16 protein-coding genes, 1 tRNA gene and 1 pseudogene are annotated in these 13219 nt (G+C 55.3%); 8 read left to right on the forward strand and 10 right to left on the reverse strand.

Annotation, left to right across the window (positions count from 1 at the left end):
• Positions 1-48 precede the first annotated feature (48 nt).
• Complete coding sequence (locus tag AABB29_RS13155; protein ID WP_341366476.1) at positions 49-1209, forward strand: FliM/FliN family flagellar motor C-terminal domain-containing protein; 1161 nt, start codon at positions 49-51, stop codon at positions 1207-1209.
• An 8-nt stretch (positions 1210-1217) separates the two neighbouring features.
• Here AABB29_RS13155 and AABB29_RS13160 read toward each other — a convergent pair whose 3' ends face one another.
• From AABB29_RS13160 to AABB29_RS13175, 4 genes are read right to left on the reverse strand one after another with little or no spacing between them, the layout of a single operon-like run.
• The gene (locus AABB29_RS13160; protein WP_341366475.1) at positions 1218-1643 is read right to left on the reverse strand and encodes a TIGR01244 family sulfur transferase; all 426 of its coding nucleotides are present in this window, start codon (positions 1641-1643) and stop codon (positions 1218-1220) included.
• 11 nt (positions 1644-1654) lie between these two features.
• A complete protein-coding gene (locus AABB29_RS13165) occupies positions 1655-2086 on the reverse strand; it encodes a DUF6691 family protein (RefSeq protein ID WP_373636564.1) in 432 nt (143 codons plus the stop codon).
• The gene (locus tag AABB29_RS13170; protein WP_341366474.1) at positions 2086-2511 is read right to left on the reverse strand and encodes a YeeE/YedE thiosulfate transporter family protein; all 426 of its coding nucleotides are present in this window, start codon (positions 2509-2511) and stop codon (positions 2086-2088) included. The genes AABB29_RS13165 and AABB29_RS13170 overlap by 1 nt, the downstream gene beginning before the upstream one ends.
• A 24-nt stretch (positions 2512-2535) precedes the next feature.
• Positions 2536-3399, reverse strand: a complete 864-nt coding sequence (locus AABB29_RS13175; RefSeq protein ID WP_341366473.1) for an MBL fold metallo-hydrolase — start codon at positions 3397-3399, stop codon at positions 2536-2538.
• 86 nt (positions 3400-3485) lie between these two features.
• On the opposite strand from AABB29_RS13175, the gene AABB29_RS13180 reads away from it, so the two are divergent.
• Positions 3486-3803 (forward strand): metalloregulator ArsR/SmtB family transcription factor, encoded by a 318-nt coding sequence (locus AABB29_RS13180; RefSeq protein WP_341366472.1) that lies wholly within the window; start codon positions 3486-3488, stop codon positions 3801-3803.
• On the opposite strand, the gene AABB29_RS13185 is transcribed toward AABB29_RS13180, so the two are convergent.
• Entirely contained in the window at positions 3776-5005 is a 1230-nt protein-coding gene (locus tag AABB29_RS13185) for an acyl-CoA dehydrogenase family protein (RefSeq protein ID WP_373636565.1), read from the reverse strand. The genes AABB29_RS13180 and AABB29_RS13185 overlap by 28 nt on opposite strands.
• Before the next feature lie 17 nt (positions 5006-5022).
• Between AABB29_RS13185 and AABB29_RS13190 the strand changes: the two genes are divergently transcribed.
• Entirely contained in the window at positions 5023-6156 is a 1134-nt protein-coding gene (locus AABB29_RS13190; protein WP_341366470.1) for a phosphotransferase family protein, read from the forward strand.
• 275 nt (positions 6157-6431) lie between these two features.
• On the opposite strand, the gene AABB29_RS13195 is transcribed toward AABB29_RS13190, so the two are convergent.
• Complete coding sequence (locus AABB29_RS13195) at positions 6432-6647, reverse strand: hypothetical protein (RefSeq protein ID WP_341366469.1); 216 nt, start codon at positions 6645-6647, stop codon at positions 6432-6434.
• Between the two features lie 160 nt (positions 6648-6807).
• Between AABB29_RS13195 and AABB29_RS13200 the strand changes: the two genes are divergently transcribed.
• Complete coding sequence (locus AABB29_RS13200) at positions 6808-7065, forward strand: DUF2312 domain-containing protein (protein WP_341366468.1); 258 nt, start codon at positions 6808-6810, stop codon at positions 7063-7065.
• A 25-nt stretch (positions 7066-7090) separates the two neighbouring features.
• On the opposite strand, the gene AABB29_RS13205 is transcribed toward AABB29_RS13200, so the two are convergent.
• Positions 7091-7975 carry a hypothetical protein gene (locus AABB29_RS13205; RefSeq protein WP_341366467.1) on the reverse strand — a complete coding sequence of 295 codons (885 nt, stop codon included), beginning with the start codon at positions 7973-7975 and terminating at the stop codon, positions 7091-7093.
• 227 nt (positions 7976-8202) lie between these two features.
• On the opposite strand from AABB29_RS13205, the gene AABB29_RS13210 reads away from it, so the two are divergent.
• The 3 genes from AABB29_RS13210 (at position 8203) to AABB29_RS13220 (ending at position 10291) form a co-directional block, all read left to right on the forward strand.
• Positions 8203-8278 (forward strand) — tRNA-Thr (locus AABB29_RS13210).
• 165 nt (positions 8279-8443) lie between these two features.
• Entirely contained in the window at positions 8444-8896 is a 453-nt protein-coding gene (locus AABB29_RS13215) for an Arm DNA-binding domain-containing protein (protein WP_341366466.1), read from the forward strand.
• 43 nt (positions 8897-8939) lie between these two features.
• A protein-coding gene (locus AABB29_RS13220; protein WP_341365916.1) for an IS3 family transposase occupies positions 8940-10291 on the forward strand; the annotation gives its coding sequence in 2 pieces (ribosomal slippage) (positions 8940-9276 and positions 9276-10291; 1353 coding nt in all).
• A gap of 19 nt (positions 10292-10310) precedes the next feature.
• On the opposite strand, the pseudogene AABB29_RS13225 reads toward AABB29_RS13220, so the two are convergent.
• Positions 10311-10834, reverse strand: a pseudogene (locus AABB29_RS13225) (transposase); the annotation flags it as partial.
• 101 nt (positions 10835-10935) lie between these two features.
• Here AABB29_RS13225 and AABB29_RS13230 point away from each other — a divergent pair.
• Positions 10936-11343: a hypothetical protein gene (locus AABB29_RS13230; RefSeq protein ID WP_341366465.1), complete on the forward strand. Its 408-nt coding sequence runs from the start codon at positions 10936-10938 to the stop codon at positions 11341-11343.
• Here the strand turns inward: AABB29_RS13230 and AABB29_RS13235 are convergent.
• Both AABB29_RS13235 and AABB29_RS13240 read right to left on the reverse strand, forming a co-directional pair.
• A complete protein-coding gene (locus AABB29_RS13235) occupies positions 11340-12026 on the reverse strand; it encodes an HAD family hydrolase (RefSeq protein ID WP_341366464.1) in 687 nt (228 codons plus the stop codon). The genes AABB29_RS13230 and AABB29_RS13235 overlap by 4 nt on opposite strands.
• A complete protein-coding gene (locus AABB29_RS13240; RefSeq protein ID WP_341366463.1) occupies positions 12023-12928 on the reverse strand; it encodes an aminotransferase class IV in 906 nt (301 codons plus the stop codon). Before AABB29_RS13240 ends, AABB29_RS13235 begins: the two co-directional genes overlap by 4 nt.
• Between the last annotated feature and the right edge of the window lie 291 nt (positions 12929-13219).

Below are 13219 nucleotides of genomic sequence, written 5' to 3' on the forward strand. Positions count from 1 at the left end.
AACGCCTGTTCATTTAATGTTCAGTTGTAATCCCTGATAGACGGACCGATGGCCGACAATTCGCACACAAGCATTCTGCGGCGTATGACCGACCCGCAGGCGGATGAAGTAGCGCAAAGCCCGCTGACAACGTCGCGTGCCGTGCGCATGGCCATGACAAAGGCCGCGCACAGTGCTTTGGGGCTGGCTGTGACAGTAACGGCCATTGAAGAGGGTGCGCAGCCCTTGGATGCGATGTTGCCCGACTTACCCGATGATTTGATGATGGTGGCGCTGCATCGGCAAGGGGTGCCGGTTGGATTAATCGGTCTTGATATGCAAGTGCGCGCAGCGGTGGTCGAACTGCAAACCATTGGGCGGGTTGGTAAATTCGCGCCAGAGTTTCGTGTCGCAACCAGCACCGACAAACAGATGAGCGACCGTTTCATGGCCGCGCTTTTGCAGGACCTAACGGAATCTGTCGCAGGCACCGAATTTGAAGGTTGGCTGGATGGGCTGACGCATCAGGACATGATCGTCGATATACGGGCCGCCGCCCTCATATTGGACGACATGGAATATCGTACCTTGCGGATGAATATCGACCTTGGGGTTGAGGGGCGGGCGGGGCAGGTGCTGCTGGCATTGCCGCTGAATACGGCAGAGCCCGCACCCGTCACCCCCGCGGCCGAAAAACTGCCCTGGGATCCGTCCTTCCGTATGGCGGTTGCCGATGCGCCCTGCGTTTTGGATGTGGAGTTGCATCGCTTTAGCATATCGCTCGCCCAGGCCGAAAATCTGCAGGTCGGACAGGTTTTGGCCTTGCCCGATTGCACGGTGTCATCAGCGCAATTGGTTTCGACCGATGGCTTGGTCAGGCTGCCGGCAAAGCTGGGGCAGATGGGCGGAAAACGTGCCGTGCGCATCGAGCAGGCCCCCACGATGGGGATGTCTGATCTTGGCGCTCTTTCAACGGATCAAACGGCGGCTGCGGGCGGCCCGATGATCCCCGATTTGCCTAACCCAATGGAACACGATGCAGTTGATATGGCTCTGGAAGAGCCAGACATAGAAGCCGCCGTTGATGCGCCTGCCATAGAAACTGCCGCATTTGACGAAAGTGCCCTCGAGGCGGGGGCGTTTGACCCAAGCGCAATTGAAACCGACGCAGACCCCATGGACTTGCCCGAGATTGATATCGCGCCAATGTCACTAGAACTGCCTGAATAGGGCGGCCTTTAGCGCCCGGCAAGTGCATCCAGTTGCGGGCGCATACCAGCCAGATCATAGCCTGCGGCAGCAGTCGCAGCGATAATATCATCGGTTGTCATGTCGCCGGCCTGTCCCAAGGACCAAACGATCGAAGATCGCGTGCCAGAAGCGCAATAGGCCAGACAAGGACCATCTGACGATGCAAGCGCCTCTTTCTGGGCCTGAACCATATCTTGGTTCAGGCTTTGATGCGTTACGGGGATAATAACGAATTTCAAACCTGCGGCGGTTGCGGCGGTTTCGATGACATCTGCATGGTGGCTGGGCGGAATTTCCGCGTCCGGCCGATTGCAGATGATGGTTGTGAAACCGGCGGCAGCAATTGCGGGTACATCCTCAGCCGCGATTTGCGGCGAAACGGCGTAGGTCGGGCAAATTTGTCGAATATCCATAAAAGAAGTCTTTATACGGCTGCGCTCTGCGCGTCCAGACGGCTGCGTAACGTGGGGGCGGCGGCCATACCCGCCATCATCGCCACAAGAAACAAGATCGCGCCCGAACCTCCGAAGCCCAAAGAGGCCATAGCAGGACCCGGGCAGAGGCCTGCAAGCCCCCAGCCAGCCCCAAACAGTGTTGAGCCGATGACCAGGTTTCTGCCGGGCTTGGCGTCGGATTGCGGGGGGAACGAACCGCCGAGCACCGGTTTACGCCCAATCGTGAACCGCCACGCGATGGCCATTGGGATGATCGCACCGCCCATGACAAAGGCCAATGTCGGATTCCAGTCACCGAAAATATCAAGCCAACCTTGCACCTTGGTTGTGTCTGTCATCCCAGAGACAAGCAGACCAGCACCAAAAACCGCACCAGCGACAAAAGCAATAAGACCGCGCATCAGATGATCCCCAGAAGATGTTTGAAAATGATCACGGTAAGCCCGCCCGCTCCGATGTAGAAAACGGTGGCGACAATCCCCCGCAAGGACAGGCGCGATATGCCGCAAACCCCATGACCAGAGGTGCAGCCATTGGCCAGGCGTGTGCCGATACCGACAAGGATGCCTGCAATCAAAATAACCGCGATATTGCCGGTCAAATGCGTCTGGGCACCGCCCATGGCGAATGCGATGATGGCAGGGGTAACAACCAAGCCTGCGATGAACGCTGCTCGCTCGGCCCAATCATGTTGGCCCGTGCCATCGACAAGCCCACCCAACAGGCCGGACGCACCCATGATCCGCCCATTTGCCAAAAGAAAGATGGCGCCAGCCACCCCGATGAGCACGCCGCCAGCGAGCCCCATGATCCAATCGATATGCATGTTTTTCCTGTTGTTGTGATGTGCCTAGATCTGGTTGATCGGCACTTTGAAATAGCGTTGACCGTTGCCTTCCGGTTCAGGAAGATGTCCAGCACGCATATTGGTTTGCAGTGACGGCAGTATCAGCCGGGGCATCCCAAGTTTGGCATCCCGCGCGGTACGCATTGCGACAAATTCTTCCATTGGTCGCCCTGCGCCAATGTGAATATTCAGGGCTTTTTGCTCGCCCACTGTGGTTTCCCACGCGAATTCATCACGTCCTGGTGCCTTGTAATCATGCCCGACGAATATCCGGGTTTCGTCCGGCAGGCTGAGGATTTTCTGGATCGAGGCAAATAGGTCCTTGGCCGACCCACCGGGGAAATCGCATCTGGCTGTCCCGAAATCGGGCATAAAGAGCGTGTCACCCACAAAGGCTGTATCGCCGATGACGTAAGTCAGGCAAGCGGGTGTGTGTCCGGGCGTGTGCAACACATCTGCCCGCAACTGGCCGATATGAAAGCTGTCACCATCCTCAAACAGGGCATCAAACTGCGATCCATCGCGTTGAAATGCGGTCCCCTCGTTAAAGACTTTGCCAAACGTGTTTTGAACCACCGTGATGTTTTGACCAATACCGACTTTTCCGCCCAGATGGGTTTGCAAGTAAGGTGCCGCAGACAGATGATCGGCGTGCACATGGCTTTCCAAAATCCAAGCGACTTGTCGGTTTTCGGTTTTGACCCAGGCGATGATTTGATCGGCTGAGCTGGTGTCGGTTCGCCCCGACGCAGGATCGTAATCTAAGACACTGTCGATAATCGCACATGCACGCCCTTGTGGCTCGCAAACGACGTAGGACACGGTGTTCGTTGCGTCGTCGAAGAAGGCTTTCACGTCTGGTGTCACTTCGAATCTCCTTTATAGAAAGAATAGTGAACCCATCTAAACATTTCAACATTGGAATGTATTTTTCGACAGAGTATATGACCAGCATGACCAATAACACGCCAATCCTGACCGACCCTATGGACGCTGCCGCCGGTGAAGCCGCCGAGATGCTCAAAGCGTTGTCCAACCCCGGTCGGTTGCGGATCTTATGTGCATTGGTCCCCGGTCAAATGACCGTGGGCGAGCTTGAAAAGACGCTTGGGGCCAGTCAGTCTTATGTTTCTGGTCAGTTGTTACGTCTGCGTAACGAAGGCTTGGTCACATGTGATCGGGACGGGCGTAGCATGCATTATCGCCTGTCTGATCCGCGTGTGCGCCCCCTTCTTGAAAAGATTTACGAGCTGTTTTGCCCAGACGCATAATGCGCCAATTCCGCCCGCGCGACTTGCCTGCGATGCACGGCATCGGGGCCATCAGCAAGGCGCAGGGTACGCAAATGCGTCCATTGGCGGGCAAGCGGCGTGTCCTGCGAAACCCCCGCGGCACCGTGCATTTGAATGGCCATATCCGTCACGGCCAATGCGACTTGCGGCGCGACGACCTTGATTTGGCTGATCCAGGGCGCAGATGCGCGTTTGTCGCCCTGATCCATCATCCATGCGGCTTTAAGGCATAGCAAGCGCGCCTGTTCAATATCCATCCGGGCCTTCGCGATCAGGTCGAAATTCTCGCCAAGTTGGGCAAGTGGCTTGCCAAACGCATGTCGCGATACGGAGCGTGCGCACATCAACGAAAGCGCTTTTTCGGCCTGTCCAATCGCGCGCATGCAATGATGGATGCGGCCAGGGCCAAGCCGGTTTTGCGCAATTTCAAAACCGCGCCCTTCACCAAGCAGTAGGTTTTCTGCAGGCACGCGCACGTTGTCATAGCGAAAGTGAATATGCCCATGGGGGGCATCATCGTGGCCGTAAACCTCCATCGCGCGCAGCTTTGTGATGCCTGGGCTGTCTGCCGGCACAACGATCATGCTGTGTTGCTGATGTTTCGGGGCGTCATTGCTGCTACGCACCATCACAATATGTACGGCACAGCGGGGATCACCGGCACCTGTTGCCCACCATTTTTCCCCGTTCAGGACGTATTCATCGCCTTGGCGTTCACAGCGCATCGCGATATTGGTCGCATCCGAACTGGCGATGTCAGGTTCAGTCATCAAATAGGCTGATCGTATTTGCCCGGCCATCAGAGGCTTCAGCCAGCGTGTTTTCATCGCCGCAGTACCAAACCTGGCAAAGACCTCCATATTGCCGGTATCGGGCGCATTGCAGTTAAAGACTTCGGCCGCCAGGTGGCTTTTACCCATTTCTTCGGCCAAATAGGCATATTCGACCGTGCTGAGCTTGGGACCATCGCCCAACGTGTCCCAAAAGTTCCACAGACCTTTCGCCTGGGCGTGAGATTTGAGGTTTTCCAAAATCTCGCTCTGTCGCGCTGTCAGGACCCAGCGATCCCCTTTTTCGACCTCGGCCAAAAATGCTTCATCCATTGGGGCGATCTCATCTTTGATCATCGCCTTCACCGATGCCAAAACTGGCTTCAGCCGCTCTGTTTGACCCAGATCCATCACATGCCTCCCAACATTTGAACGGTATTGGCGCATCGGGCAGGGGGGATGTCAATCAACGGGTTGCACCGGGGCTGTGGATCGCCTCAAATGCAACCATGCAGGAAGCAGCACCAGATCTGGGGATGAACCACGCGCAGTTAGACGCGCACCTGACCGATGCAATCCCCGAGTTTGAGACCTTACAGACCGTCAGCAAATTTGGGACGGGGCAATCGAACCCAACTTACAAGTTAGAGGCTGCCAGCGGTACCTATGTTTTGCGCAGCAAACCGCCGGGCAGGCTGTTGCCATCGGCCCACGCAGTCGATCGCGAATATCGCGTGATGCAGGCTTTGGCGGGAACGGATGTGCCTGTTCCGGAAATGCTTTATCTGGCCGATGCGCAAAACGCGCCCAGCCGGCGCGCGTTCTTTGTCATGCGCTATTTGCCGGGACGCATCTTTTGGGACCCGGCATTGCCTGAGCAGGACAAGCCAGAACGCAAGGCGATTTATGACGCTATGAACGCAGCGCTTGCTGCTTTGCATGATGTTGATCCGGCCACCGTAGGTCTGTCCGATTTTGGCAAACCGGGAAATTATTTTGCCCGGCAGTTGGACCGGTGGAGCAGGCAATACCTTGCGTCGGTTGCTGATGCGCCCAGCGACGCGATGACCGCAATTATGGGATGGCTGGAACAGAACCTGCCTGCCGATGATGGCGCCATTTCGTTGGTGCACGGTGACTGGCGGCTGGACAATATGATCTTTGCGCCGAACAGCCCACAGATCGCGGGTATCTTAGATTGGGAGCTTTCAACTCTCGGGCATCCGATGGCTGATCTTGCCTATCAATGTATGCAGTGGCGTTTGCCCAATCGGGGGGATATGCGTGGTCTGGAAGGCATTGACCGGACGGAATATGGCCTGCCAAGCGAACGCGACTATGTCACCGATTACGCCAAGCGGCGCGGTTTGGTTGAGATTGAGAACTGGTCGTTCTACCTGGTTTTTGCAGTCTTTCGACTGGCCGCGATTCTGGCAGGTGTGGCAGCACGGGCGCGCGCAGGAAATGCATCAAATCCTGCGATGGCTCGCAAGTATGGCGCTGCTGTTCCTGCATTGGCTGCGATGGCTACGATCATTATCCATGAAGGGCCGGATCAATAAGGGCGCAGCCTAGGGTCAGGACCCACTAATCTTGCACCGTCAGTTTACCAGATTTTTGTCTCTGACAAGAAGCATCTGCGCAGGAATAGTGGTTCTATTTAAAGCAGATGTGCCGCAGATCAGAGGGAAAATCCGGCAAACCCGAAGGGCGGCGATTTCACTTCATCTCAGCGGCGTGCGCCGCTTGGCCGTAGATCAACTATGGCCGGCACGGCGCAAACCACTGATATTTCGTGAAATCGCCGCTGACGGTGCAAGATTAGTGGGTCCTGACCCTAGCTTGCCATGACACCTATGATGACGGCCATTAAGCCGATCATGGAAATAAACAGGGCACCTAGATTGATGGGAAGAATGCGGCTGATGCGTGCGCGCAATTCTTCATCTGGCAGGTTCGCGCGTTTGGCGCGCGAGACAGCGACAATACTGTAAACGATCCCAGCAAGCCCGATAGCAGACAGGGCCGCGCCCGCCCATACGACAATTTCCATCACTCACTCCGCGTTTTAGATGCCCTGCGATGACCCGATTTCTTGATCACGCTTCGGTTCATCAAAGTCGGGACGCTTTAACCTGCGTTTATGAACGCTGCAAGGGTTGCAGCCCTTTAGGGCAGGGGCTAGGGAAAGGCGATCACCAAGGAGAGCATCCATGAATGACGAGAGCACAGCGTCCAGTTCCACCGTTGCGGCCCAAGAGTTGCGTCAGTTTATTGAGCGTTTCGAACGGCTTGACGCTGAGAAGAAAGACATTGCCGACGCGCAAAAAGAAGTGATGGCCGAAGCCAAGGGGCGGGGCTATGACACCAAGGTCATGCGCAAAGTCATCGCGTTGCGCAAACGCGATGCAAATGACTTGGCCGAAGAAGAAGCTGTGCTGGACATGTATAAGTCTGCGCTGGGGATGTAAGCCTGCCGTTATGGGGTGGGATGGATCACGCCCCAAACGGAAGCATCAATTGGACGCCCGGTAGGGCGGCAATGACGTTCAGATCTTCCTCATAAGTCTGCGTCATCCGGTCAACCACATCGGATGGCAGCTCAAGCAGATCAATCTCGTCCTCAACCGCATCAGTGATGGCGTGCTTTTCCCATATATCGGCGATCATTTCATGCCGGTCGACATCTTTTTGGGGCGGTGCCTCAGCAAGACGAGCTTTCAGCAGTTTCAGACCATCGGCCGTCAGAACGTGCGAAAGCAGATCAAACCCTCCTGCGATGCCTTGATCCGGGGAAATGCCCGAAACGGACCGGATCAATTGATCCCACAACAGCGGGCTATCTTCGTTACACCAAACGACAAGTGGCACATCGGGCGCGCCTGATTTGATCCGCTTGATCATATCGGACCAGCGCAAATCTTCGGGCTGTAAGAGCCCAAGATATGTCTGAAAATCACCGGTCTGCGTGCGTTTATAGGTCTCTTGCAAAAAGGTGACAGGATTGCGAATGCTCAGATAGAGGGTGATTTCATCTTGCGGAAACAGGCGCCGCAGTCCGCGCACTTTATGTTCGGCCTGCGGATAGAACACGCCGTGGTCGAAAATGCGTTTGGGGATGCAGATGAAATTGTCGTTACTCAGTACGACGCGGCGCAGTTCGTCATTATCAACAATTGCGTCAAGCAGAATATCGCGCGCATCCGGTGCGGGGTCAGCCTGACCCAAACCTTGGATCGTTTCCCTGATCAAGCTGCGATAGCGGCTCGGGCCTGGCACGGCGATCCCTTGTTTCAATAACGGATCGGCATTTTTGAGAATCGATTTCAGCAAGCGATCTTCGTCTGTGCAGTTTGCGCCAATATGAAATGCGATCTGCATCAAAGCCTCGTGCCTTTGGTCTGGATGGTCTCATCAACATAGATGAATTTCGAACCAGTTAAACCGAATTCAGATAGCACAGAACACCGCTGCGGTCGCTAACGGCAGAATGTGGGAGGTCGCATAATTTTTTCGATCAGAGTGCATAATCAGGATTGCGCTTCTGACTTTACCCCTGCTATATGCCGCCCAGTCTTAGGACTGACGGCGCTGCACGGCGCTGATGTGCCCCTATAGCTCAGCTGGTAGAGCAACTGATTTGTAATCAGTAGGTCCGCGGTTCGAGTCCGTGTGGGGGCACCATTTCCTAATCCAGATTGATCCAGTGAGATCCGATAGAGCCTTGCATATAAGGCTTGTCATGAGGTCGTTCGTCCTGCACCATTTCACAATGTCCGATAACGTACCCCCAGATTTGGGGTATGATTGGGGGTACGATCAGTTTCAGAGAAAGAGCGTACCCCCACCGTGCCCCTAAGCGACATCAAAGTGAAGAACCTGAAATCCGGTGAAAAACCTTACAAGGTCGCTGACTTCGAGGGTCTATTCGTCTTGGTGAAAGTGAGCGGTGCCAAGTCTTGGCGCTTCAAATATCGGATCGATAGGAAGGAAAAACTTCTGGTCATTGGTGACTATCCGGCAGTTAGCCTCGCAAAGGCGCGACAGGCACGTGATTTGGCCAAAATGCAGCTAGCCGACGGGATCGACCCAAACGAAGCCAAGCAAGAGCGAAGGAGGCTTCGATTAGAGGCGAAGGGTCACACATTCGAAAAGGTCGGTACGTCGTTCCTCGCCAAGCAGCGCAAAGAGGGGAAATCTGCGGCGACTTTGTCCAAAACAGAGTATCATCTCAAACTTGCTAATAGCGACTTTGGCCGCTGTCTGACGTCAGCGCCTATGGGACAGTTTAGGCCGATTTGATAAGGGAGGATTTCTGGCACATCGTAACCACCAAGGAGTGGAGATGAGACAGAAACCCGGAACACGTAAGAGCCACGGTGATAAGGTCGTCAAAGACATCCGCCGTGCGACGCGCAAACAGTATTCCGCCGAAGAGAAGATTAGGATCGTGCTGGACGGCCTTAAGGGTGAGGACAGCATTGCCGAGCTTTGCCGTCGAGAGGGCATTGCTCAGAGCCTGTATTATAGCTGGTCCAAAGAGTTCCTTGAAGCGGGCAAGAAGCGTCTGGCTGGCGACACGGCCCGTGCAGCGACGTCGACCGAAGTCAAAGACCTTCGTCGGGAATCCCGTGATTTGAAAGAGGTCGTCGCTGAACAAGCCCTGGAGCTACGGCTGCTCAAAAAAAGCATGCTCGGGGATGGGGAGGACGACGAATGAGGTACCCCGCATCTGAGAAACTGGAGATCATTCGCCTGGTCGAAGGCTCGCATCTCCCGATCAAGCGAACCCTGGACAAGCTGGGGATTCCCAGGACCACCTTCTACCGCTGGTACGACCGGTATATGTCAGGTGGCCCCGAGGCGCTTGACGATCGTAGTCCGATACCGTCACGGGTCTGGAACCGCATTCCCGAGCCCATTCGAGAGAAGATCAGGGACCTGGCTTTGCAGGAAAGCGACCTGTCTCCGCGCGAGTTGGCCGTTCAGTTTACTGATACAGAAAAGTATTTTGTGTCAGAGGCTTCCGTATATCGCATCCTCAAGTCTTATGATCTGATCACCAGCCCGGCCTATGTGGTTCTGTCAGCCGCCGACGAGTTCAAAGAAAAGACAACGCGTCCCAACGAGCTATGGCAAACCGACTTCACATATCTGAAGGTCATCGGATGGGGCTGGTTCTATCTCAGCACTATCCTCGATGATTACAGCCGCTACATCATCGCCTGGAAGCTCTGCACAACGATGAAGGCCGAAGATGTGACCGATACGCTCGACCTCGCGCTGCAGGCTTCGGGCTGCGATCAGGCGACGGTGCTGCACAAGCCGCGCCTGCTCAGTGACAACGGGTCGAGCTACATCTCGGGCGAACTGGCTGATTGGCTGGAAGATCAGAAGATGGATCATGTTCGAGGTGCGCCATATCACCCGCAAACCCAGGGCAAGATCGAAAGGTGGCATCAAACGCTAAAGAACCGCATTCTGCTTGAAAACTACTACCTGCCCGGTGATCTCAGACAACAGATCGATGCCTTTGTCGATCACTACAACCACCGGCGTTATCACGAAGGCCTGCAGAACCTCACGCCTGCCGATGTCTACTTCGGGCGCGGGGAGACTATTTTGAAACAACGAGAAAGGATCAAGCGAAAGACCATCGAAACGCGACGCTTGCTTCACCGCAAATCCGCCGCATAATCACGACAGCCAGATGCGCCAGACCCTCTCTTAGGTTAGGCAGCCATCTGTCCCAAAATCCCTGACGACGGACACTGGGAATCCCCAGCTTGTCCAGGGTTCGCTTGATCGGGAGATGCGAGCCTTCGACCAGGCGAATGATCTCCAGTTTCTCAGATGCGGGGTACCTCATTCGTCGTCCTCCCCATCCCCGAGCATGCTTTTTTTGAGCAGCCGTAGCTCCAGGGCTTGTTCAGCGACGACCTCTTTCAAATCACGGGATTCCCGACGAAGGTCTTTGACTTCGGTCGACGTCGCTGCACGGGCCGTGTCGCCAGCCAGACGCTTCTTGCCCGCTTCAAGGAACTCTTTGGACCAGCTATAATACAGGCTCTGAGCAATGCCCTCTCGACGGCAAAGCTCGGCAATGCTGTCCTCACCCTTAAGGCCGTCCAGCACGATCCTAATCTTCTCTTCGGCGGAATACTGTTTGCGCGTCGCACGGCGGATGTCTTTGACGACCTTATCACCGTGGCTCTTACGTGTTCCGGGTTTCTGTCTCATCTCCACTCCTTGGTGGTTACGATGTGCCAGAAACCCTCCCTTATCAAATCGGCCTAAACTGTCCCATAGGCGCTGACGTCAGACATGACGATATGGTTGGGGTGACGCTTTTCACATGCTCTCGGTTTGATCTGGACGCCGGGCAGGCGGAACGTATCTACACAAGTGATGAGCTGGCCTATCCGTTGACAGGATTGAAAGACATTGTGCCCAATCGGTGGACCAAAACGGTCCTTGATGGGCGCGATCCGTTTTTGTCAGAGACGGTTGAGGGGCTACGTGACGTTTTCCCAGATCACGAAAAAATCGAAGACTTGGGCCTTGGCGCGGCGATCAATATTCCTGCTTTTGTGAATGGTAAGTTATTGGGCACAGCAAACTTGCTCGCCCCCGATCATGCCTATTCTTCAAAAACGCTAGAGCAGCTTGCGCCCCTGTCCATCTGCTTATCAGTCACCTTTCTGGCCTATACATTCAACACATCGCGGGTGGCGGGGGAGTTCACTTAGATCTTGTTCTTTGCCATTTCTTCATAGGCGGGCAAGGCCGCCGCGCAGAGATCAGCATCGCGGCCCCTGAGGTCCGGCAATGGGCCTTCGGCGGTGGCAAATCCAGTCGAGCGATGTACCGCGTCATACCAATGGGGTGCCCACACTCCGTCAAACGGTTTAGGTCCTTTCGGCCAGCTGAGCATCGCAGGATCGAAATCTACTCCAAGGGCGTTGCACAGTTTTTCCAACATGCCACGCGGGTCAAGACGGATATCATAGGAACTCACGACAGGTCCCGGGAACCGGCGATAGATGTCCAGATGCGCGGCAAACCCGATGTCTTTCAGCGTTGGGCTTTCGCGCTTTTGGGAATAACTCGCGATCACCCGGGCCGGATGCCGGATCAGGTGGAAATGCTGGCAGTCCTGCCCCCAATCCATCGGGAAGCCATCCAACATATGGAACGTCATCAACTTCAAAAACTGCCCGTCGCCGCGTTCCGCGATCTGATCTGCGACGGCCTGCGGGTCAGTTGGGCCTTGCGCCAAAATCTCGGCCTGCATCGGGTGTTCGAGATTGGTTTTATCAAGGTAGGCCGCGTAAAACGGTTCATCCCAAGGGCGCAGATCGCCGCGATTACCAAAGCTATACATCATCGCCGTCGACAGATTGCGCGGCCCGGACCACATGGCAATTTTCATGCGCCGGTCTCGATCAAAGCTTTGTAGAGGCCGCGAATGCGCGTGGTGACGGGCCCGAGGTCTCCGCTGCCGATGACGCGCCCGTCAATCTCGCCGACAGGAGTTTGCGCCCCGAACGTCCCTGTCAAAAAAGCTTCATCCGCGCCGTAGGTATCAACCAACGAGTAGTTGCGTTCATAGACCGGAATGTCATTGGCACGGCACAGATCAATCACCTTCTGGCGGGTGATCCCGTTCATGCAATAATCACCGGTAGAGGTCCAAACCGCGCCCTTGCGCACGATGAAAAAGTTGCAGGCATTCGTCGTGTTCACGAACCCATGGACATCCAGCATCAAGGCCTCATCCGCACCCGCCTTTTCGGCTGCGATACAGGCCAGAATGCAGTTGAGTTTAGAGTGCGAGTTGAGCTTCGGATCCTGGGTCATCGGCAAGCCGCGCATATGCGGCACCGTGGCCAGTTTGATTGGGCGTGGCCAGCTTGGGCGCGAATGCTCCATGATAATCACAAACGTCGGCCCCGACCGGCTCAGCCCTGGATGCTGAAATGGCCGCGCTTTGACCCCACGCGTGACCATCAACCGCACATGGGCGTCGGTGGTCATGCTGTTGGCCTCTTGGGTCATCTTTAGCGCGGCAATCACTCCGGCACGATCCATCCCGATATCCAGATCGATAGCTTTCGCCGCCTCAAAGAGACGGTCGATATGCTCGTCTACAAAGGCCCACGTCCCATCATAAAGCCGTAGTCCTTCCCATACACCATCGCCGAGCATAAAGCCGCTGTCAAACACACTCACCAATGCTTCTGCACGCGGTTTCAGCACGCCGTCGACATAAATCAAAACGCTATCATTGCGCGCATCTTCCTCGGCCTGGTGAGTACTGACGTGATCTTCCATGGGGGTCTCTTTCAACTTGTTAGAGTCATCTTGGGTGAAGGGCGGAAGAACCTCAAGAGTGGTCAGCTGCAGCATGCTTTTTAGCAGAGCAAAGATGGGTCGAGGTTACTTAGAAAGTTATGCGCATGCTGCGAATGACCGGCTTCCGCCCGGTGTCAGCAAAAGCCAAGAATTTGCTTCAAACGACTGCTAACGTCGTCCAAGGGGGGGATCTACGGGTGGACAGATTTAGGTCCAATTCCCTTGGGCGTTTATGATTATGAATTTTTTAAGAATAATGGTGCCCGGGGG

The organism is Yoonia sp. BS5-3 (assembly GCF_038069655.2).
Taxonomy (GTDB): Bacteria; Pseudomonadota; Alphaproteobacteria; order Rhodobacterales; family Rhodobacteraceae; genus Yoonia; species Yoonia phaeophyticola.

Excerpts from the sequence above, each read along its gene's own strand:
- AABB29_RS13155 (WP_341366476.1), top strand. The coding sequence starts at position 49 with ATGGCCGACAATTCGCACACAAGCATTCTGCGGCGTATGACCGACCCG.
- AABB29_RS13160 (WP_341366475.1), bottom strand. The coding sequence starts at position 1,643 with ATGGATATTCGACAAATTTGCCCGACCTACGCCGTTTCGCCGCAAATC.
- AABB29_RS13165 (WP_373636564.1), bottom strand. The coding sequence starts at position 2,086 with ATGCGCGGTCTTATTGCTTTTGTCGCTGGTGCGGTTTTTGGTGCTGGT.
- AABB29_RS13170 (WP_341366474.1), bottom strand. The coding sequence starts at position 2,511 with ATGCATATCGATTGGATCATGGGGCTCGCTGGCGGCGTGCTCATCGGG.
- AABB29_RS13180 (WP_341366472.1), top strand. The coding sequence starts at position 3,486 with ATGACCAATAACACGCCAATCCTGACCGACCCTATGGACGCTGCCGCC.
- AABB29_RS13185 (WP_373636565.1), bottom strand. The coding sequence starts at position 5,005 with ATGGATCTGGGTCAAACAGAGCGGCTGAAGCCAGTTTTGGCATCGGTG.
- AABB29_RS13195 (WP_341366469.1), bottom strand. The coding sequence starts at position 6,647 with ATGGAAATTGTCGTATGGGCGGGCGCGGCCCTGTCTGCTATCGGGCTT.
- AABB29_RS13200 (WP_341366468.1), top strand. The coding sequence starts at position 6,808 with ATGAATGACGAGAGCACAGCGTCCAGTTCCACCGTTGCGGCCCAAGAG.
- AABB29_RS13205 (WP_341366467.1), bottom strand. The coding sequence starts at position 7,975 with ATGCAGATCGCATTTCATATTGGCGCAAACTGCACAGACGAAGATCGC.
- AABB29_RS13235 (WP_341366464.1), bottom strand. The coding sequence starts at position 12,026 with ATGAAAATTGCCATGTGGTCCGGGCCGCGCAATCTGTCGACGGCGATG.
- AABB29_RS13240 (WP_341366463.1), bottom strand. The coding sequence starts at position 12,928 with ATGGAAGATCACGTCAGTACTCACCAGGCCGAGGAAGATGCGCGCAAT.